Annotated in this window: 17 protein-coding genes and 2 pseudogenes; 8 read left to right on the plus strand and 11 right to left on the minus strand. The window is 64.3% G+C overall.

Going from position 1 to position 19,159, the window contains the following annotated elements:
• Nucleotides 1–86: 86 nt before the first annotated feature.
• The gene (locus BLR99_RS16295; RefSeq protein ID WP_228194015.1) at nucleotides 87–2,366 is read left to right on the plus strand and encodes a diguanylate cyclase domain-containing protein; all 2,280 of its coding nucleotides are present in this window, start codon (nucleotides 87–89) and stop codon (nucleotides 2,364–2,366) included.
• Nucleotides 2,367–2,390: 24 nt separating this feature from the next.
• Here BLR99_RS16295 and BLR99_RS16300 read toward each other — a convergent pair whose 3' ends face one another.
• The 7 genes from BLR99_RS16300 to BLR99_RS23520 form a co-directional block, all read right to left on the minus strand.
• The gene (locus BLR99_RS16300; RefSeq protein WP_011795606.1) at nucleotides 2,391–5,555 is read right to left on the minus strand and encodes an efflux RND transporter permease subunit; all 3,165 of its coding nucleotides are present in this window, start codon (nucleotides 5,553–5,555) and stop codon (nucleotides 2,391–2,393) included.
• 8 nt (nucleotides 5,556–5,563) lie between these two features.
• Nucleotides 5,564–6,814: an efflux RND transporter periplasmic adaptor subunit gene (locus BLR99_RS16305; protein WP_011795605.1), complete on the minus strand. Its 1,251-nt coding sequence runs from the start codon at nucleotides 6,812–6,814 to the stop codon at nucleotides 5,564–5,566.
• Between the two features lie 5 nt (nucleotides 6,815–6,819).
• Nucleotides 6,820–7,986: a TolC family protein gene (locus BLR99_RS16310; protein ID WP_228194016.1), complete on the minus strand. Its 1,167-nt coding sequence runs from the start codon at nucleotides 7,984–7,986 to the stop codon at nucleotides 6,820–6,822.
• 195 nt (nucleotides 7,987–8,181) lie between these two features.
• Nucleotides 8,182–8,562 carry a hypothetical protein gene (locus BLR99_RS16315; protein WP_017438046.1) on the minus strand — a complete coding sequence of 127 codons (381 nt, stop codon included), beginning with the start codon at nucleotides 8,560–8,562 and terminating at the stop codon, nucleotides 8,182–8,184.
• A 53-nt stretch (nucleotides 8,563–8,615) separates the two neighbouring features.
• Nucleotides 8,616–8,891 (minus strand): hypothetical protein, encoded by a 276-nt coding sequence (locus tag BLR99_RS16320; RefSeq protein WP_052658265.1) that lies wholly within the window; start codon nucleotides 8,889–8,891, stop codon nucleotides 8,616–8,618.
• 14 nt (nucleotides 8,892–8,905) lie between these two features.
• Nucleotides 8,906–9,856, minus strand: coding sequence for an IS110 family transposase (locus BLR99_RS16325; RefSeq protein WP_011793809.1), 951 nt, complete (start codon nucleotides 9,854–9,856; stop codon nucleotides 8,906–8,908).
• A complete protein-coding gene (locus BLR99_RS23520; protein ID WP_011795602.1) occupies nucleotides 9,853–10,629 on the minus strand; it encodes a hypothetical protein in 777 nt (258 codons plus the stop codon). Before BLR99_RS23520 ends, BLR99_RS16325 begins: the two co-directional genes overlap by 4 nt.
• Nucleotides 10,630–10,914: 285 nt before the next feature.
• On the opposite strand from BLR99_RS23520, the gene BLR99_RS16335 reads away from it, so the two are divergent.
• The 3 genes from BLR99_RS16335 to BLR99_RS16345 all read left to right on the plus strand — a co-directional run bounded on the left by BLR99_RS16335 (nucleotide 10,915) and on the right by BLR99_RS16345 (nucleotide 12,265).
• Nucleotides 10,915–11,256 carry a hypothetical protein gene (locus tag BLR99_RS16335; RefSeq protein ID WP_011795601.1) on the plus strand — a complete coding sequence of 114 codons (342 nt, stop codon included), beginning with the start codon at nucleotides 10,915–10,917 and terminating at the stop codon, nucleotides 11,254–11,256.
• 17 nt (nucleotides 11,257–11,273) lie between these two features.
• Entirely contained in the window at nucleotides 11,274–11,864 is a 591-nt protein-coding gene (locus BLR99_RS16340) for a DUF4189 domain-containing protein (protein WP_233427236.1), read from the plus strand.
• A gap of 65 nt (nucleotides 11,865–11,929) precedes the next feature.
• Nucleotides 11,930–12,265, plus strand: a complete 336-nt coding sequence (locus BLR99_RS16345; protein WP_011795599.1) for a hypothetical protein — start codon at nucleotides 11,930–11,932, stop codon at nucleotides 12,263–12,265.
• A gap of 68 nt (nucleotides 12,266–12,333) precedes the next feature.
• Here BLR99_RS16345 and BLR99_RS16350 read toward each other — a convergent pair whose 3' ends face one another.
• Both BLR99_RS16350 and BLR99_RS16355 read right to left on the minus strand, forming a co-directional pair.
• Nucleotides 12,334–13,023 carry a LuxR C-terminal-related transcriptional regulator gene (locus tag BLR99_RS16350; protein WP_011795598.1) on the minus strand — a complete coding sequence of 230 codons (690 nt, stop codon included), beginning with the start codon at nucleotides 13,021–13,023 and terminating at the stop codon, nucleotides 12,334–12,336.
• 210 nt (nucleotides 13,024–13,233) lie between these two features.
• Nucleotides 13,234–14,847, minus strand: coding sequence for a methyl-accepting chemotaxis protein (locus tag BLR99_RS16355; RefSeq protein WP_011795597.1), 1,614 nt, complete (start codon nucleotides 14,845–14,847; stop codon nucleotides 13,234–13,236).
• A gap of 441 nt (nucleotides 14,848–15,288) precedes the next feature.
• Here BLR99_RS16355 and BLR99_RS23890 point away from each other — a divergent pair, with 441 nt between their 5' ends.
• The 3 genes from BLR99_RS23890 to BLR99_RS16370 are packed head-to-tail and all read left to right on the plus strand — an operon-like array spanning nucleotide 15,289 to nucleotide 16,859.
• Nucleotides 15,289–15,609 carry a DNA cytosine methyltransferase gene (locus BLR99_RS23890; RefSeq protein ID WP_228194017.1) on the plus strand — a complete coding sequence of 107 codons (321 nt, stop codon included), beginning with the start codon at nucleotides 15,289–15,291 and terminating at the stop codon, nucleotides 15,607–15,609.
• A gap of 43 nt (nucleotides 15,610–15,652) precedes the next feature.
• Nucleotides 15,653–15,883 (plus strand): hypothetical protein, encoded by a 231-nt coding sequence (locus BLR99_RS16365; protein ID WP_017438041.1) that lies wholly within the window; start codon nucleotides 15,653–15,655, stop codon nucleotides 15,881–15,883.
• Between the two features lie 13 nt (nucleotides 15,884–15,896).
• Nucleotides 15,897–16,859 carry an IS5 family transposase gene (locus tag BLR99_RS16370; protein ID WP_011794694.1) on the plus strand — a complete coding sequence of 321 codons (963 nt, stop codon included), beginning with the start codon at nucleotides 15,897–15,899 and terminating at the stop codon, nucleotides 16,857–16,859.
• Between the two features lie 183 nt (nucleotides 16,860–17,042).
• On the opposite strand, the gene BLR99_RS22680 is transcribed toward BLR99_RS16370, so the two are convergent.
• On the minus strand, nucleotides 17,043–17,837 hold the full coding sequence (locus tag BLR99_RS22680) for a hypothetical protein (RefSeq protein WP_133246181.1): 795 nt from the start codon (nucleotides 17,835–17,837) through the stop codon (nucleotides 17,043–17,045).
• Between the two features lie 797 nt (nucleotides 17,838–18,634).
• On the opposite strand from BLR99_RS22680, the pseudogene BLR99_RS22685 reads away from it, so the two are divergent.
• Nucleotides 18,635–18,836, plus strand: a pseudogene (locus BLR99_RS22685) (transposase); the annotation flags it as partial.
• A 43-nt stretch (nucleotides 18,837–18,879) separates the two neighbouring features.
• Here the strand turns inward: BLR99_RS22685 and BLR99_RS23165 are convergent.
• A pseudogene (locus BLR99_RS23165) lies at nucleotides 18,880–19,159 on the minus strand (hypothetical protein); the annotation flags it as partial.

Raw genomic sequence — 19,159 nt, forward strand, 5'->3', positions numbered from 1 at the left:
TTCCCTTCGCCCTTCCCGACCATTCACGCCCGCCCCCTTAGGCCCGGCGGCTGACGCGGACCTTGCCGCGTCGCGTGCATGCATGCATGCATGCCGCGGCACGGGATATTGCGAGGGCGACTTGTCGCCGGGCGACGCTCACCGCATCATTGGGGACAGAGAGCGAAAAAGCAGCGCCGCCCCACGAAGGTCTGCGGCCATCATCGACACCTGGGAGGAGCATTGCGCATGCTGGAACTGGAGCGTTTCTTTCTTCTGGACGGGGCCGACGGGCTGCCCGCAGGCGCCCTGCTCACCGGCAGCCACGATCCCGCGCTCGTCGCTCTCTCGGTCGCTGTCGCGGTGCTGTCCTCCACCCTCGCGCTCTACCTCTCCGGCCAGGCCCGCGGCACCCAGATCACGCTGTCGCGCGTGCTCGCCCTCACCAGTGCCGGCGTGGCGCTCGGCGCGGGCATCTGGGCCATGCATTTCATCGGGATGCTGTCATTCACGCTGTGCGCCGCCGTGCATTACGACGTGGCGCTCACGATGCTGTCGATGTTTCCTGGAATGTGCGCCTCCTGGCTGGCGCTGTCGCTGCTGGCTCGCCCCGAGGTGCAGCCGCGCCAGCTCGTGCTGGGCGGCGTGCTCGTGGGCGCCGGTATCGGCGCCATGCACTACATGGGCATGGCGGCCATGCTCATGGCCCCTCTGCTGCGGTACGACCCGCTGTGGTTCATCGCCTCGCTGGTGGTGGCCGTGGCGCTGGCCAACGCGGCGCTGTGGGTGCGCTTCATGCTCAAGCGCCGCCTCGGCATGGCGCCATGGAAGGCCAACCTGCTCGGCGGCGCCATCATGGGCTGCGCGATTTCGGGCATGCACTACACCGCCATGGCCGCGGCCCGCTTCGTCGGCACGGCCGAGCCGGGCGGCGGCGGGGGGCGCGAGTGGGTGCAGATGATGGCGATCACCGTGACCCTCGTGACCGCCTGCGTGGGGCTGTTCGCCGGCGCGGTGAACGGATTCATCCTCTACCGCGATCTCTACCGCCAGGCGCGGCGCAGCGAATCGCGCCTGCGCGCGCTGGTGGACACGGCCGTGGACGGCATCATCACCATCGACGGGCGCGGCATCATCCAGAGCTTCAACCAGTCGGCCGAGCGCATCTTCGGCTGGACCGCCGGCGACGTGCTGGGCCGCAACATCCGCATGCTGATGCCTCGCCCGACAGCGAAGCCCACGACGGCTACCTCCAGCGCTACCTGGCCACCGGCGAGGCCCGCATCATCGGCACCGGCCGGGAAGTGGTGGGCCTGCACCGCGACGGCAGCGCCCTGCCGCTGCGCCTGTCCATCGGCCGCGCCAACGCGCCGGACGGCCCGCTGTTCGTCGGCTTCCTGATCGACCTGCGCGGCGTGAAGGAGGCCGAGATGCGCCTGGGCATCGCCGCCAGCGTGTTCGAGCACAGCTACGAGGCCGTGCTGATCCTCGACTCGGACCACCACATCGTGGATGCCAACCCCGCCTTCGAGCGCATGACCGGCATCTGCCGGAAGGACCTGCTCGGCACCCCGGTCGAGCAGCTCTATCCGGGCTCGGAAGACACCCCGGAGGACGGCGCCGCTGAAGACCGCGCCCTCGACCGGCCCCGCTTCGCGGCGATCTGGCGCACCATCCAGTCGCAGGGGTACTGGCAGGGCGAGATCCTGGGACGCGGCCTGGGCATCGCCATGCCGCAGCGCATCTCCATCGCCAGCGTGCTGGGCAAGGAAGGCTATCCGCACCACTACATCGTGGTCATCACCGACATCAGCCAGATCAAGGCGCACGAGCAGGAACTGCAGCACATCGCGCTCTACGACAGCCTGACGGGACTGCCCAACCGGCGCCTGCTGGCGGACCGCCTCGTGCAGGGCATCGCGCAGGCGCAGCGCAGGCGCCAGCTGCTGGCCGTGTGCTACCTCGACCTCGACGGGTTCAAGCGCGTCAACGACCAGCACGGCCATGCCGCGGGCGACCAACTCCTCGTCGAGGTCGGCCGGCGCATCCAGGCCCAGTTGCGCGCGGAGGACACCCTCGCCCGGCTGGGCGGCGACGAGATGGTCGTGCTCATCAATGGACTGCAGGCCCCCGAGGACTGCACGCCCCTCATCGACCGCATCCTGCACGCCGTGCGCCAGCCCGTGCCCCTGCCCAAGGGCCAGGGCTTCGTCTCGGCCAGCATGGGCCTGAGCTTCTACCCTACCGACGGGGACACGCCCGACCTGCTGCTGCGGCAGGCCGACCATGCAATGTACGAAGCCAAGCAGGACGGCAAGAACCACTGCCGGCACTTCGGGAGCGACACCGCCGATGCGCCGGGTGTCGGCGGCGCCAGGGCCGATTGACCCGGGTGAGACCGCGTTGCTTCTTCAGCTCGCGGATTCCGGCCCACCGTTGGCGGGCATGCCGCCCCGGCGGTGCGCCATGCTGTAGATCAGCGGGAGCACCAGCAGCGTCAGGATGGTGGACGACAGGATGCCGCCGATCACGACCGTCGCCAGCGGGCGCTGCACCTCCGACCCGGTCCCCGTGGCAACGGCCATGGGCATGAAGCCGAGCGATGCCACCATCGCCGTCATGAGCACCGGCCGCAGGCGCTGCACCGCGCCGGCACGTACCGCCTCGGGCAGCGGCATGCCTTCTTCGCGCAGCTGCCGAATGAACGACAGCATCACCAGGCCATTGAGCACCGCCACCCCGGACAGCGCGATGAACCCGATGCCCGCGGAGATGGACAACGGGATGTCGCGCAGCCAGAGCGCGAGGACCCCGCCCGTCAGCGCGAACGGTATCCCCGTGAACACCAGCAGCCCGTCCCGCGCGTTGCCGAACATGGCGAACAACAGCACGAACACCAGGCCGAGCGATACCGGCACCACGATCTTCAGGCGGCTCGCCGCGGACTGCAGGTTCTCGAACTGGCCGCCCCATTCCACCCAGTAGCCGGAGGGCAGCGCGACCTGCCGGATCGCCGCCTGCGCCTCCGACACGAAGGAGCCGAGGTCCCGCGAGCGCACGTTGGCGCTGACGACGATCCGGCGCTTGCCGTTCTCGCGGCTCACCTGGTTGGGCCCCGGCGCGATGTCCAGGGAAGCCACCTCGCCCAGCGGGATGAAAGACGTCGCGGCACTGCTGGTCCTGGGCAGGGCGATGGGCAGCCGGCGGATCGCCTCCAGGTCGGTCCGGACATCCTCCGGCAGGCGCACCAGGATGTCGAAGCGACGGTCGCCTTCGAACATCGTGCCAGCGCGCCGGCCGCCCACGGCCGTCGCCAGGGTGGACTGCACATCCGCGATGTTCAGGCCATAGCGCGCGGCCCTTGAGCGGTCGATGCCCACGGTGAGGACAGGCAGGCCGGTGGTCTGCTCGACCTTGACTTCGGAGGCGCCGCCCAGCTTCTGCAACACGGCCGCCGCTTCCGTCGCTGCCTTGTTCAGCACCTCCATGTCGTCGCCGAAAATCTTCACCGCGACGTCGCTGCGGATGCCGGAGATGAGCTCGTTGAAGCGCAGCTGGATGGGCTGCGAGAACTCGTAGCTGTTCCCGGCGATCTTCTCGACCTCCTTCTGGATGGCATCCCGCAGCTCCGCCGGGGTCTTGCGCGGCTCGGGCCAGTCGCTCACCGGGTTCAGCATGATGTAGCCGTCGGAAATGTTCGGCGGCATCGGATCGGAGGCGATCTCCGCGGTGCCCGTCCGCGCGAAGACACGCCGGACCTCGGGGAATTTCGCCTTCACGGCGACCTCGATCTTCTGCTGCATCGCGACCGATTCGCTGAGGCTGGTTCCCGGGATGCGGATGGCCTGGATCGCGAGGTCTCCTTCGCTGAGGTTGGGGGCGAACTCGGTGCCCAGGCGGGTCGCCATGAGCCCGCACAGGACGATGGCCGCCATGGCCGCCATGGCCGCCGTGAGCACCACCAGCTTCGCGCCGAGCGCCCGCTCCAGCAGCGGTTCGTAGCGTCCGCGCAGCCAGGCCATCATCCGGTTTTCCTTTTCCGCGACATACCTGCCGATGAAAAGCGCGACCGCGGCCGGAACGAAGGTCACCGACAGGATCATCGCGCCGAGCAGCGCCATCACGACGGTGAAGGCCATGGGATGGAACATCTTCCCTTCGACCCCCGTCAGCGCGAAGATCGGCAGATACACCACCATGATGATGAGCTGGCCGAAGATCAGCGGGCGCCGGGCTTCCCGGGCGGCCTCGAACACTTCGGCGAACCGCTCCTTCAAGGAGAGCGCCCGCCCCGATGCCTGCTGCACATGGGCCAGTCGCCGAACGCAGTTCTCCACGATCACCACAGCGCCGTCCACGATGATCCCGAAGTCCAGTGCTCCGAGGCTCATGAGGTTGGCGCTGACCTTCTGCGAGACCATACCCGTGAAGGTGAAGAGCATTGCCAGTGGAATGACCATGGCGGTGATCAGCGCCGCGCGGATGTTTCCGAGGAATGCGAAGAGCACGGCGATCACCAGGATCGCGCCCTCCAGGAGGTTCTTTTTCACCGTGGCGATCGCCTTGTCCACGAGCACCGTGCGGTCATAGACCGTCACGGCCTTCACGCCCGCGGGCAGGGTCCGGTTGATTTCCTCCATCTTCCGGTCCACGGCCTGCGACACCGTGCGGCTGTTCTCTCCGATGAGCATGAACACCGTGCCGAGAACCACTTCCTTGCCATTGTCCGTGGCCGCTCCGGTGCGCAGCTCCCTGCCGACGATCACCTCGCCCACGTCGCCGATGCGGATGGGAACGCCCGCCACGTTGCTGACGACGATGTTTCCGACATCCTCGATGGTCCGCACCTGGCCGGGCGCCCGGATCAGGTACTGCTCGCCGCGGCGCTCGATGTAGCCGGCCCCCACGTTCTCGTTGTTGCGCTCCAGTGCCGTGACGACATCGGCGAGCGTCAGGCCATGGGCATGGAGTTTTTCAGGGCTCGGCGCCACCTGGTACTCCTTGGCGAATCCGCCGATGCTGTTGATCTCGGTCACGCCTTTCACATTGCGCAGTTGCGGCTTGATGATCCAGTCCTGGACCTCGCGCAGGTCGGTGGGCGTGTACGCCTTGCCGTCCGGGCGCCGCGCACCCTCCTCCGCCTCCACGGTCCACAGGTAGATCTCGCCCAGGCCCGTCGAAATCGGTCCGATCACGGGCCCCACGCCTTCGGGCATCTGCTCGCGCACGGCCTGGATGCGTTCGTTGACCAGCTGGCGGGCGAAATAGATGTCCGTGCCGTCCTCGAAGATCACCGTGACTTGCGACAGCCCGTAGCGCGACAGGGAACGGGTCTGCTTCAGTCCCGGGAGCCCCGCCATCACCGTTTCGATCGGATAGGTGATCCGCTGCTCCGTCTCCAGCGGGGAGTAGCCGGGTGCCGCCGTGTTGATCTGCACCTGGACATTGGTGATGTCCGGCACCGCATCGATGGGCAGGCGCTGGTAGTTGTAGATGCCCAGTGCGGCCATGCCCGCGACGGCGAGCATCACGAGCCAGCGATGGGCAATGGAGAAATGGATGATTCGCTCGAACATGGTGCTTCTCAGTGTTCGTGGCCCGAGGAGCCCTTGCCCTGCTGTGCCTTGACGACGAAGCTGCCCCTGCCGGCATAGGCAGTGCCGGCGGCCAGTCCGTCGAGGATCTCGATGCTCCGGCCATCCGAGCGGCCGGTCTTGACGGGTCTCGGCTCGAATCCGCCGTCCACCTTCGCATACACGGTCGGGCGGCCCTCCACCATCTGGATGGCGTCCGCGGCCACGGTGACAGGCGCCTCGGCCTTGCCGGTGACCAGTTCCACCGTGACGAACAATCCGGGACGCCACGCCATCTCGGGATTCGGCAGCGTCGCGCGTGCCGTGGCGGTGCGCGTCTGCTCCCCGATGAGCGCGCCGACATACGACACCTTGCCGGTCGCCTCATGCTGGAAGCCTGTTGCCTGGATGGCCACGGGCTCCCCGACCTTCACCAGCGGCAGGTTGGCCGCCGTCACATTGATCTGGGCCCACACCGTGGAGAGGTCGGAGATGGTGAACACATTCGCGTCTTCCTTCACCGACTCGCCCAGCGCAATGTGCTTTTCGACCACCATGCCATCGAAGGGCGCCCGCAGCTCGAACCGCGCAAGATCGCCGGAGCTGGCGGCCGCTCCCAGTGCCCGCAGCTTCCGGCTGGCGTTCGCGACGGCGATCTCCGCCTCGTGCAGAACCTGCTCTGCCTGCAGGACGTCCTGCTGGGCCGAGATCTTGTCCTGGAACAGCCTGCGCTCGCGGTCCGCGGTGGTACGGGCCAGGGCCAGGCGCTTCTGTGCGGCCAGCAGTTCGCTGCGCTGCTCGGACAGCGCCACGCTGGAGATGACGGCCAGAACCTGGCCCTTGCGTACGTGCTGCCCCAGATCGGCGCCGACGCTTTCGACGACACCGGCGACGCGGGGGACCACGTGCGCCGTGCGGTCCTCGTTGAACCGGATTTCACCGGGCAGCCGGGTGCGGGTCTCGATCACTCCGGGCCCGCTCGTTTCGACGGCCACGCCGGAGGACTTGAACTGCTCGTCCGAGAAGGCGATTCGGCCCTTTTCATGGCCCTCCTCGCGGCCATGTTCCTCAGGTTCCCCGGCATGGCCCTCGCCATGCGCGTCCGCCGGCCGCGCGTCGGCCGCGTACCCATCGGCGCCACCGGGTTTCGCGGGGCGGAGGATGAAGAACCCGGCGACGGCGGTCAGGACGACCAGGACGATGACGAGAACCACATGGCTGGCCTGGACCTTGCCCGTGGAAGTATCGGTATTTTTTTGCATGGCGTTCAGGGCCTGGAAGGATTCAGGAGGGTGGAAGACGCGTCCGTGACGTGGAGCAGGCGCTCCAGTTCGGCTGCGGCGCGGTAGGTATCGAGCAGCGCGCGAAGGAACTGGGACTGGGCGCCGACCAGGGTGCGCTGGGCATCCAGCGTTTCCAGGTAGCTGAACTTGCCCAGCTGGAATCCCCGCGATGCGGCCTCGTAGGCTTCGCGCGCACCGGGAATCGCGTCCTGCTGCAATGTCTGCGCCTCGGCACGGGCAGACCGCAACTGCTCCCGGGCCTGGGCGATATCGGACGCGAGCTTCAGCTCGACCGCATTCAGCTCTTCGCGGGCCTTTTCCTCGCGTGCCAGCGCTTCGGCGAGGTTGCCCTGGTTCCGGTCGAACACCGGCAGGGGCACGGTCAGGCCCACGACGGCAGCCGTCACCCCGTTCTCCTGGCTGCGCTTGACACCGACGGACACCGCGACATCCACGACCTGGCGCGAGCGTTCGAGCGCCACGGCGGCCTGCGCCCGCTCCAGCTCGAGCCGGGCGCGCTGCAGTGCGGGCGATGCGGCCATCCGCGCGAACACCGCCTCGTCGGCCAGGCCTTCGGCCGGCAGGTCCAGGTGGCCGATCAACGCCGTCCCGCTGCGGCCCATGTCGCCCCATAAGGAGAACAGTCTCTGGCGGCTGGCCCGCAGGGCGCCTTCCGCCTGCGCCAATTCTGCGGCCGCCGCGGCACGCGCTACCTTGGCCCGCGTCTCCTCCAGCGGGGCGATCTTGCCCGCCTGCACCCGTTTGCCGGTCGCTTCCGCATCGCCGCTGGCCAGTTGCAGCGAGGATTGGGCCAGCCGCAGGCGTTCCTGGCCGACCAGCACTTCATGAAAGGCGACGACGGCCTGGGAACGCACGTCCGCACGGGCCTGCTCGATGTCGGCAGCCGCTTGCGCGCTGATCCGCTCGGCGACAGCTGTCCGGCTGGCCCGCTTGCCGCCGAGCTCCAGCGATTGCGTGATCTGGACGGTGGACGTTCGTCGCCCCTGCTTGAAATCCTCCTGCTGCACGGACAGCTCGGGGTTCGGGCGCGGGCCGGCCTGCAGGACGGCGCCGCGCGTCGCGTCGAACTCCCGCTGCGCCACGGCGACGGCGGGGTGCCTGGCGAGCGCCAGCGCAATGGCTTCCGCCAAAGTCAGGGTCGCGGCCGTCGGCTCATGGAACGCGGCCCCGGAAGGGGCGCTCAGGGATTGCGCATGGACAAGCGCAGGGACAACGGGCACGCCGGCCAACAGGACAGCGCAGGCCGTTGCGATGAATGGTCTGGTATGGGACACCTGGGTCTCCGAAGTGAACAAAACTTCGGTGGACCGCAGGGTCGCAGTCAATCAGGCGATCGTTCTCCCGCCGTCCACCGTCGATGGAGCGAGGAAAGGCCATTTGGGGCGCTCGATATCGTTGGCAGCACCCTTGCCCTGGTGCCGGAGATGCCTGGGAACGACCCACGCATTCGAGGCCTGCTGCGTGGGGCACCACGGGTTCGGCAGGTCACCGACCGCCGAGGGTTGGGCGACGTTGTGGAATGGACAGGGAATGCCGCGGTCTTCGGAGAAATGAAAGCTGCCCGCCTCGTCGGCGGTCTTGTTCTGGACAAAGGCAGACCCCTTCGCGACCGACGCGGCAGGCGAAGACGACTCATGGAACTGCGCTGCCGTCCATTGGAGCGGCAGCAGCAAGAGCATGAAGACGATGACGATCCGGCGAACCATTGTCAGGAGGGCGCCCTTGAACAGGCGATTTTCGGGAGCGGATTCTAGAGCGTTTAGCCGGGACTCGTGCGCGTCGCCCCTTTGCGGCACAGGCCAATGTTCGTCCGGGCCGCACGCACGATCTCCAGGTAGCGCTCCGCAAGGGCAGGCGCCCAGCCATCCACCGCCGCATCATCGTGCTTTGCCGCATCCTCTGCATATCTGGCGAGTGTCGCCAGGCATTGCGCATGAAGCCCGTTGCGGTATTGCGTGATGGCCAGGTCGTTCCGAATGGCCCCCTCGTCTTCCCAGTCCAGGGTCACCGAACAGTTCTCCAGCACAGCAACCATCTTGAATGACTAGCTCAAAGACGCTCAGCAAAGTCATCGCGCCAGGGCGACCTGGTGCGAGCGATCGCGTTCAGGATGACCAGCAGCTTGTGCATGCAGGCCACGAGGGCGACCTTCTTGGCTTTGCCCGCGGCCAGCAGCTTGGCGTAGAACGCCTTGAGGACGGGGTTGAAGCGCGTGCCGACCAAGGCTGCGACGTAGAGCACGCGCCGCACGTCGGCGCGGCCACCGAAGATGTGGCGCTGGCCCCTGAGCGTGCCCGAGTCGCGGTTCATGGGCGCCAGACCGACCAGGGCCGTGATCTGCTTGCGATTGAGCTGGCCGAGTTCGGGAAGTTGCGCCAGCAGCGTGCAGGCGGTCGTCGGCCCCACGCCCTTGACCGAGGTCAGCAGTTTGGCCAGGTCGGCGTGGTGAGTCTGGACATGCGCCTTGAGCTCGTCATCGACATCGTGCAATTGCGCCGCGATGGCATCCATGATCGCCAGGATGCTGGGCTTGGCCTTGCGGTGGGCCACGCCCAGGCGCTGGCGCTCGGACACCAGCATGGTCAGCAGTTGCCTGCGGCGCACCACCAGGGCCGTGAGCTCGCGGCGCTCGTCGTCGGCCAGGGCACGAGGCTGGTGGCCTTGCGCATCGAGCATCGAGGCAAAGCTGCGCAGAGCTTGCGCGTCGATGCGGTCGGTCTTGGCCAGCTTGCCCACGCAGCGCGCGAAGTCGCGTGCCTGGCGAGGGTTGACCACCGACACGCGCAAGCCCGCGCCCGCCAAGGCCAGCGCGAGGTCTTGCTCATAGCCGCCGGTGGCCTCCATCAGGATGAGCCTGGGCGCCAGCGGTGCGAGGCATTGGCACAGCTGGGCATGGCCGGCTTCGTCGTTGGCCAGATTGAGCGTCTGCAGTTCGCCCGTGACAGCCACTTCGAAGCTGTTCTTGGCGATATCGATGCCCACGTAGACGAGTTCACTCATAGCGGTTCTCCAACTCCCAGCCTTACGAATACGAAATGTGTTCGGTCAACCATTCGGGATGCGGCAGAACAAAGGGACCACCACCGTGCGCCCTGGGCTGTCATTCGAGCTCGCGCTCGCAGGAGACACAGGCTGCGCGGCGGTGAGTCAACCCGTTCAGTGGCCAAGGCCGGCCGGCCTGCCTTGACGACTGAAGTTGGAACCAACTGAGACATATAAGGAGACAGGGTGGCGAGGGCCGCCTTGAAGTTTCTCTGGTCGTAAAGACGCTGGAACGCAGCACGCGTGCGATCGACTTCGTCCCTGCCGCAGCCTTGCTTCACCCGCAAATACCGTCCCGCGAAACTCCCGTTGTAGCCGCAGAAATCCCTGCACTCGGCCGGAGTGGCGGCCTTGACATCGACCCCCTGTGCGTTGACGCCAAAGCCCACCATGCAGGAAGAGCGCCCACCGTCCTGCCTGGCGATGCCCTGCCCCCGGTCGATGGTTCCATCGAGCGTGCACAGGTTGTCACCCGTCACCGTTTCGAGCGAAAAAGCCATCACCCCTCCCTCGCTCTTGAGCACAAGGCGCCCCCAGCCTCGCTCCGTCAGGTATTCACCCGGCTGCAAAGCACCGCTTCCGGATGGCGCCGGCCGCCCGGGAGGTGGCAGAGCACCCGCCGGCTGCCCGGTGGCATCCCCCGCGCAGGCCGACCAGGACATGGCGAACAGCACAGTGATCGTTGCAAGCAGCCGCGATGCCGCCGGCTTGGGAAAGTGATGGGGTGGCATGGTGGGCGCGGTCTTCGCGGAAAAATTCCCTGTTGCAGCTTGGAACCCTGGAAACCGGGCCGGCAGATCCTGCCATGATAGGGCCGTGCTGCATGCCCTCGGGCTGGCGGCAGGCTGCCCCGGTGCGCCCGGTCATTGAGGCATCTCTGTTGAATCTGGTTGCATCCATATTCCGCGGCCGGGTTCTAATGCCCACCTTCCACCGGCGCGCGCCGCGCAGCGCCGGCCCCCGGGGGCTGGCTTCCAATTCAGCCCCATCGCAAACTGTTCAACATGGAGTCTGAGATGTCCCGCCTCTCCCCCATCCTGGCTGCCTTGCTCACGATCGCATGCCTACCGCTGGCGCAAGCGCAGGGCGCCAGCGAATTCAACAAGGAAGCGATCAGGTCCACCGGCGAAGCGGCAGCGATGGCCTTCGTGTGCGGCAAGCTCAACCAGGCCCAGGTCGATGCACACAAGGAAAAGACGCGCCGGCTCTACCTGGCAGACGGCGTCTCCCAGGCGACCTTCGATACCCTCTACGCCGAGGGTTTCAAGGACGTGCAGGCCAAGGCCAAAGCCAACCATGTGCAGGCAGGCAGCCCCCAGTGCCAGCTTCCCGTACCCGGCGCAGGCAAGCCGGACTGAGACAGGAAAGCATGCACATGAAGTTCCATACGACCTGCCCCCTGCTTCTCACGGTATTCATCGCGGTCTCGAGCCTGCATGCCCAGACCGCATGCCCCTCCGGCGTGGCCGCCGGAAGCGCGCGCTGCGGTCCGGGCGGCGACAGCGGAGACAGTGCGCCTCCGCGGCCGACAGGCCATTGGGTGAAAACCTGGGGAGCCCTCGTGAGTTCCAACCAGGCAGGTGGAGCGTGGTCCTCCAAAGGCAAGGACTCGGAAGCAGACGCGCGCCAGGATGCCCTGACAAGATGCCAGGCCCAGGGCGCACCCGACTGCAAGGTGGACGCGACGTTCTTCAACCAGTGCATTGCCGTCTCCGGCTCCAGTGCGCAGCGGGGTGTTTTCACGAACACGGGAAAGAACAAGGAGGTTGCCGGCTCACGGCCCTCAAGGACTGCCAGGACAGCGGCAGAGCGAACTGCGCAGTCGTGTTCAGCGAGTGCACGGATCCCTATTTCGTGCGGTACTAGCCCTTCAGCCCCGGTAAAGAGGAAATGCGATGAATATGCAACTCACCCCCCCCATCCACTGCAAAATCTGCCAAACCGGCTCTTGCTGCACTTTTCATAGCATGGACCGCAGCGATATCCGGATGTTCAACCCTTGCCCCGGAGCGGGAGGCCGCAGAGAACCTCATGGGGAAGAACATTGCGGAAGCCTACAAGGTGTTCGGCAACCCCTGGCTTGTGGGTACCGAAACCAAGGTCGATCCCAGCAGCAAGTTCTACGGCCATAAATTCTATTTCTTCGAAAAACGCAGGGGAGCCTACGATCAGCAAAAGCTGGTGGGCTCGTCCGTGGATACTTCACAAGGGCGCCCGGTATATGTGGAGCAATACCGGACCGAGCGTGTTCAGCCGGCATGCCAGATCGGATTCTGGGCCGACAAGAACACCAACATCATCGACTACTACCAAGTCAAGGGAGATTGTGGCTGGGGAGGATTGGGGCTCGGGCAAACCTTCCGGTAAATCACGGCAGACCCGGCCTGCCCCCCGGACACCTCACCCGCCGCGCACTTTCCGCCACCCCGCGCGGTTCAGGCGCCATCGATGCGAACACCGCGCAACTTGGCGATGAGTTCCACACGGTTGCGGGCCTCGAGCTTCTGCAGGATCGCCGTGAGATGTTCCTTCACGGTGTGCTCCGAGAGGTGAAGCGAGGAAGCAATCGGCTTGTTCGGCAGACCGTCCAGGACCAGCGCGAGGATTTCACCCTGCCGTGGCGTCAGGCCGATGTCGGCAGGCGCCAGGCGGATCTCGCGAGGCGCCATGCACCCGGCCGAAGATCGGGAGGGCAATACTGTCGCATTCGCATCGAACCAGACCTGGCCACGAAGCACCGATGTCACGGCCGCATGGTAGGTCTCGGGGGGATCGCCCTTGTGCACGAACCCATGGGCACCGCTGGCGCGGGCCTTCAACGCAATCGCCGGATGCGGGTCGGCGCTCGTCACCAGCACACGGGTCCCCGGAGACATCGCCACGAGGCTGGCGATGAACGAGGTCGAGGCGCCCTCGGCGAGCCAGAAATCCACGAGAGCCAGCATGGGGGGGCCGTGCGCGGCAACGATGCGCAACGCGCTGGTGGCGTCGAAGGCATGGCGTGTCTCGGCGACAGCGGCGTGCAGGCCCAGAAAATCGGCCATGCCCTGTGCGACGAGTGGATGGTCATCGACGACCAGCGCATAGCAGGCCGGATGGAGGCGCGAAAAAGGAGACAGAGACATTGAGACGATTCGCCAGTGCAGCCGAATCGACAAAATGCAATGCGACAGTTGGGCAGAGCGTAACCGCCCGCCACTTGATTTCCGATGAAAAACCCTTTCCGGCGCCACGGATGCAACACAGGTGACTGGCAAGTCCCCATCTCGTGGGATATGAGGAGGAGCAAGTGGATCAGCCCGAAGCGTGTCCACCCCGGTGCCGGACGGGACGTGTCAGTTGCTCCAGGGCGCCAGCGCCCGGTCGGTGCTCGAAAAGATGGGCTGGCCCATGCCTGCATGCTCCAGCTTGAAGATGCCCACGGCCTGTACCAGGTCTTGCGCCTGGGCCCTGAGGCTGGCGGCTGCGGCTGCGATTTCCTCGACCAGTGCGGCGTTCTGCTGGGTGACCTGGTCCATCTGGATGACGGCTTCGCCGACCTGGTTGACGCCGGCGCTCTGTTCCCCGCTGGCTGCACTGATCTCGCCCATGATCTCGGTCACCCGGCGAATGCTTCCGACCACCTCGCCCATGGTGCTGCCAGCCCGATCCGCAAGCTGTTCGTCCATTTCGACACGCGCGACGCTGGTGTTGATGAGGTCCTTGATTTCCTTCGCCGCCTCGGCGCTTCGCACGGCCAGGCTGCGCACTTCTCCAGCCACCACCGCGAAACCGCGTCCCTGCTCACCCGCGCGGGCTGCCTCCACCGCCGCATTCAGCGCGAGGATGTTGGTCTGGAACGCAATGCCGTCGATGACGTTGATGATGTCGGCGATCTTCCGCGAGCTTTCGCTGATGCCCTTCATTGTCTCCACCACCTGAGACACCACCTCGCCTCCCCGCGTTGCCACCACACTGGCGTCCTGGGCAAACTGGTTGGCCTGCCGTGCGTTGTCCGCATTCTGCTTCACGGTAGAGCCCAGTTGCTCCATCGACGCGGCGGTTTGCTGCAGCGCACTGGCCTGGCGCTCCGTCCTCACCGAAAGGTCGGAATTGCCCTGGGCAATCTGGGTGCTTGCGGCAGCCACCGATTCGCTGCCTTCGCGTACCCGCGTGACGACATGGGTCAGCGATTCGTTCATGGATTTGAGACTCAGCAGCAGGGTGCCGACCTCGTCCCGGGCGGCGACATCGATGTGCGTGGTCAGGTCACCATCGGCCACCGCCTGCGCTACGCCGAGAGCCTGGGAAACCGGCTTGGTGATCGACCGGATGACCCACATCCCCAGGAAGGTGGCCATTGCCACTGCCAGGGCCGCCCCACCGAATTCAAGCATCAAGGTCGTGCGACGGGCACTATCCAGCGCGGCGGCGCGAACTGCAAGCAGGTCCCTCTCCATTTTGCTGAACCCCCCTTCGAGCGCACGGAATCCATCCATGGCGGCCTTGTCCAGGCCTTTCCTGAACTCGGCCAGAAAATCTTCCCAGGATACGGCACCGCTATTGACCTCCCTGCGGAGCCCCTGCATTTTCTCGACAATGGAAACGAACTCTGCCTTACGGATTCGCATGTCCTCCAGGCGCTTTTGCTGGGCTGGATTATCGGAAGTCAGGGATCTTGCCTTGTTCCAGGCGGCATCGAAACTCTTGATGCCGGCAGCCCAGGGTTCGAGAAACCGCTCCTCCCCGGCCAGCAGGAAACCTCGCGCCCCCGTTTCCATGTTCACCATGCTCTGGAGCATCTCCTGCCCGACACCCAGGACCACATGGGTGTGCTGATTCATTTCATCAGCTTGCTTGAGCTCGTTCTGGCTCTTGATCGCCACGCCGATAACCACCAGGAAAATCCCGATCACGCCGGCAAATGCCAGAGAAAGCCGGCGAGCGAGGGGCCAGTTCGAAAAAATCATGATATTCCTCCAATAGAAGTTATTATTCGCACTGACCAGCCAGTGCATTTTCTCATCCGGGAACCAGCATAATTACAGCGAGCAAGGACATGCTGTACCGCAGCGTCATATCGCCCTGCTGCGGCAATCATGTTAAAAAATATTCACTGGCCATGCAATGGGGTCATGAAACTCGACAATGCAGTTTCCTCACGAGCGTTGAGCAAAATCTAATACGCCGAGAAATGATTCGATCACAGCTTTCAGTGCGTTTCTAACACTTCTCCATGTTAGATCCGCTGTTGCGCCCTGCAATCATGCAAAAGCATTCAAAACGCCATTGCGCAACAGCAAAACGAGCTCAGTCACTGAGCCACAAACTCCATATGGAACAGCGGCGGTATCGTCCCGGCGATCGCGTTCGCGCAGAACTCCCGCAACGCGCTGCGTGGGGAGGCGGCCATGGCCAGATCACGGGTACGCTCTCCACTGGCGGAGGCAAGCCCGGACAGGGCCATCCCATGGTGTGCGGCCCACGAAGACCACTTCGTATGCGAGCCTTCAGGCGACGGCAGTTTGGGCCTGCGATGGCGCATGCGGCGGCTCATGCCTCGCGAGTGTCAGCGACTGCAGGGCATGCCGGACGATCACACGCTGGTGCCCAACGGCGGCAGGCCCGCGGCGGATGGGCCGCGCTACGAGGCCATCGGCAACTCGATGGCCGTGCGGTGCGTCGCGTGGATCGGCGCAAGGCTGCAACGCGCCCTGTCGGGAGCGCCATGACGCATCGTCAGAAAACCCCGCCCCTGCGCGGGGCAGGTTCCCGATGGAACCGGCGCCACGCCGCGAGGAGAAGCGGCTGGCGCAGAAGTTGACGGGGCGAGAGAACCCGGCCACGTCGCAGAATATCGATCTGCTTTGGATCCTCCTCCCCGGCATCGGAGGGTTGCATTTCTTGTTCTTCGCTGTGCTCATGTTGCCCGCCGCCGCACAGGGTGCTAGGGAAGGTCTGCATAAACCGCCCCACGACATGCTTGGCATCGGCATGAAGCCCTGAGACGATACGTCGCATGAAACAGCACAGCCTGGGCCTGGGAATGACGGCGAAGCGAACGCGGCGGCGGGAATTCCTGGATGAGATGGAGAAGGTCGTGCCATGGCCCGAACTGGTGGCCCTGGTGTCGCCGTACCTGCCCGAAGGCAAGCGGGGGCGTCCTCCGTTCCCGTGCGAGACCATGCTGCGCATCCATTTCATGCAGCAGTGGTTCGCGCTGAGCGACCCGGCCATGGAGGAAGCGCTGCACGACATGCCGGTGTTCCGCGAGTTCGCAGGGCTCGAAGGCTGGGATGAAAGGCTGCCCGACGAGAGCACGATCCTGCGGTTCCGACACCTGCTGGAGAAGCACAAGCTGGCTGTGCAGATCCTGCAGACCGTCAACGATCTGCTCAGCGCCAAGGGCGTGATGCTCAAGAGCGGCACGGTGGTGGACGCCACCTTGATCGCAGCGCCCAGCTCGACCAAGAACAGCAGCGGCGAGCGCGACCCGGAGATGAAGCAAAGCCGCAAGGGGCAGCAGTGGTACTTCGGCATGAAGTGCCATATCGGAGTGGACGCCGACTCGGGCCTGGTACACACCGTGCGCGGCACCAGCGGCGCGGTCAATGATGTGATCGAGGCCAACAGTCTGGTGCGCGCAAGCGACCGTGATGTCTATGCCGATGCTGGCTACCAAGGCGCCGGCCAACGCCCTGATGCCAGGCGCGACGTGAACTGGCACATCGCCATGCGGCCGGGCAAACGTCGCCTGCTGGATCCGGCCAAACCGATCGAAGCCTTGACCCGACAACTCGAGCGCGTGAAGGCGCACATCCGCGCGCGGGTCGAACACCCGTTCCGCGTTCTCAAGCGCCAGTTCGGGCATGCCAAGGTGCGCTACCGAGGGCTGGCCAAGAACACGGCACAGCTGCACACGCTGTTTGCGTTGGCCAATCTCTGGCTGGTGCGCCGCAAATTGCTGGCTGCCTTGGCATGAGTGCGTCCGCAGTTCGCCAGACAGGCCAAGGCGGCGGCCAATCTACGTCGCATTCACCCGAACTGAAGCGAAACGGGCCCGGAGCGCCATACACATCAACAGGTTAAGCGCATCCGCACACTCATGCGCGTGTTGTGCAGACCTTCCCTAGCTGCGGCGGGAAAGTTGATAACACGCTCCAGGTCATTTCAGGAAAATAGCTTCAAAACCGACGTTGTCCTTAGTTCCGTATTGATCTCTAAAGAACTCTTTCGTGTCTTTGAATTCCACGCTTTCTGCGTGAAAAGGGTCTCTGATTTTTAAGTAAAATTCTCCTTTATGTTCCCTGACGTCATCCAGCATGACCACGTGCCCACCTTTTGAAAATATACAAGGGCCCATTTGATCTATTTTTTTACTCAGATCTCGAAGTGCATCTCTCCGGCTCTGATGCAAATTACCCATCAGATTCTTCTTGTAGCTGACATTTTCCCATTTGAAAAGATGCGGCTCCTTTCCAGTATTCTCGCGAAGAGACTCCACAATCTCCGCCATGTCCCGCCGCCTCCCTTTATCTCTTGGTCCACTGCCACCATCGACGGAAATAGACTGATGATCCAATCTCATCATTAATTCACATGCAAACGTGCAGTCCCGAAAACCTGGCTGAGGGACCATGAATCTGCCATTAGGCATCGGATACGCATCGAAACTTCCGATACGTATCGGACTTACTGCATAGCCATCGACCATAAACGCTTGCCGATGATCACCGGTAGCTTCGAGTGCGCCATACCGTTGGGTAACTCGATTTGAAGGAGCGGTGTAAATTAAACCTGTTTCAATCTGACCAAGATAATTCGAATCCGGGCGCCTCTCGAACGTCGGATACCGTCGGACGATGCCATCTGAGCACCGCACCATCGGCTCTGAGCCCCAATCGCGGGGGCCCCAACGTTCATCCCAACCAGGTCCAAGCGTATCGATGACTCCGACCACGTTTGGTACGTTTTTGTACAGTGCTGAAGTTTCCTTAGGCTTGATTGTTTTGTATGTGCTATTGCTTGCTACAGGCGACTTAGGAGGCAGGCTGGACGTAGATCCAGCCTCACTCTGACGCCCTGAAGCGCGCCTACCTGCCCTTGCTCTATGTAAAACGGAGGTTCTTGGTCTGGCGGACGACTCCACATAGTCATGACCTGGCATTAATGGGGATGGCATGCCGTGTGGCCTTGGTGCGTTCTGGGTCGATCCCCTGTTACTCGGCTGGTACTCCGGTACATTTTCTGAGCGATTCCGTCGAGAACTCGTCGACACCTTATTGACAGAGTAATCCATAGCTAGTCCTGATTAATAAAAGCAACTCATACGGCAATGAAAAATCCTTAATGGAAATGCATCAAGGCTACGATCGGCATTGCTCCCGCTTACGTCATCGAGCGGATATTGGGCGGGACGCAGGACAATCGTTGCACATAGCCTTAGCCGACAAGTAAACGAGTCCGAACAAATTTCTCGAATTGCGAACATCCAACTTGATGATTCGTCTTTGATGGCGGCCGACTTACTTTATGAGCGAACGTTTATGAGCAAACGTTCGATCCAATCCTTGTCATCGCACCTCGCAGGCCACTTAAGTTCGACATACTCGGCAACTTATCATTTATGCGACGTGACAACTGAAGGAATGTTGAACCGCCCCGGTTTTCGCGGAGGCTCCCCCGTTTGAGAAGATGGAGCCATCATGAGGAAATCAGAGAAGTTTTTCGCCGGAGGTTCGCGAGCGTGCGGGGCGCATGGTGTTCGAGCACCGAGGTGAGCACGAATCGCAGTGGGCGGCCCGTGGTATCGATCTCCGGCAAGATCGGCAGCACGCCGCAGATGCGGCTGAACGAAGGCGTGACCACGGCCGAGGCCAATCGCGTCACGGAACTGGAGCGCGAAGTGCGCGAGCTCCGCCGCGCCAACGAGATCCCCAAGCTGGCCAGCGCGTTTTTCGCCCAGGCGGAGCCGGAGCATGTCAAGGTAGTTGTCGCGTCGATCAAGCAGCCCGAGGCTGCGTATTCGATGCGGTCGCCGCGGCATTGGAGATGCCGTCGCGCTCAGGGTTGAGCGTGACCGATTGGACCGGCGCCCAGTTGCGGGTGCTGCCCGACCAGCGCGCGGGGTTGCGCTGTCGGGCCTGGGTGTAAAGGTGATGGCGAGCCTGCAGGATGGCCTGGTCCTGCCCGGCATGGCGCTGCGTCGGCGTGACGTAGCCGATCGCGCTGTGGCGGTGCTCGCAGTTGTACCAATGCACGAAGCCGCTGGCCCACTGGCGT

It is taken from the genome of Paracidovorax citrulli, assembly GCF_900100305.1.
Taxonomy (GTDB): Bacteria; Pseudomonadota; Gammaproteobacteria; order Burkholderiales; family Burkholderiaceae_C; genus Paracidovorax; species Paracidovorax citrulli.

What these genes read in the sequence shown, in the direction of transcription:
- BLR99_RS16295 (WP_228194015.1), top strand. Translation starts at nt 87, where the DNA reads ATGCATGCCGCGGCACGGGATATTGCGAGGGCGACTTGTCGCCGGGCG.
- BLR99_RS16300 (WP_011795606.1), bottom strand. Translation starts at nt 5,555, where the DNA reads ATGTTCGAGCGAATCATCCATTTCTCCATTGCCCATCGCTGGCTCGTG.
- BLR99_RS16305 (WP_011795605.1), bottom strand. Translation starts at nt 6,814, where the DNA reads ATGCAAAAAAATACCGATACTTCCACGGGCAAGGTCCAGGCCAGCCAT.
- BLR99_RS16315 (WP_017438046.1), bottom strand. Translation starts at nt 8,562, where the DNA reads ATGGTTCGCCGGATCGTCATCGTCTTCATGCTCTTGCTGCTGCCGCTC.
- BLR99_RS16320 (WP_052658265.1), bottom strand. Translation starts at nt 8,891, where the DNA reads ATGGTTGCTGTGCTGGAGAACTGTTCGGTGACCCTGGACTGGGAAGAC.
- BLR99_RS16325 (WP_011793809.1), bottom strand. Translation starts at nt 9,856, where the DNA reads ATGAGTGAACTCGTCTACGTGGGCATCGATATCGCCAAGAACAGCTTC.
- BLR99_RS23520 (WP_011795602.1), bottom strand. Translation starts at nt 10,629, where the DNA reads ATGCCACCCCATCACTTTCCCAAGCCGGCGGCATCGCGGCTGCTTGCA.
- BLR99_RS16335 (WP_011795601.1), top strand. Translation starts at nt 10,915, where the DNA reads ATGTCCCGCCTCTCCCCCATCCTGGCTGCCTTGCTCACGATCGCATGC.
- BLR99_RS16340 (WP_233427236.1), top strand. Translation starts at nt 11,274, where the DNA reads ATGAAGTTCCATACGACCTGCCCCCTGCTTCTCACGGTATTCATCGCG.
- BLR99_RS16345 (WP_011795599.1), top strand. Translation starts at nt 11,930, where the DNA reads ATGGGGAAGAACATTGCGGAAGCCTACAAGGTGTTCGGCAACCCCTGG.
- BLR99_RS16350 (WP_011795598.1), bottom strand. Translation starts at nt 13,023, where the DNA reads ATGTCTCTGTCTCCTTTTTCGCGCCTCCATCCGGCCTGCTATGCGCTG.
- BLR99_RS16355 (WP_011795597.1), bottom strand. Translation starts at nt 14,847, where the DNA reads ATGATTTTTTCGAACTGGCCCCTCGCTCGCCGGCTTTCTCTGGCATTT.
- BLR99_RS23890 (WP_228194017.1), top strand. Translation starts at nt 15,289, where the DNA reads ATGGCCAGATCACGGGTACGCTCTCCACTGGCGGAGGCAAGCCCGGAC.
- BLR99_RS16365 (WP_017438041.1), top strand. Translation starts at nt 15,653, where the DNA reads ATGGAACCGGCGCCACGCCGCGAGGAGAAGCGGCTGGCGCAGAAGTTG.
- BLR99_RS16370 (WP_011794694.1), top strand. Translation starts at nt 15,897, where the DNA reads ATGAAACAGCACAGCCTGGGCCTGGGAATGACGGCGAAGCGAACGCGG.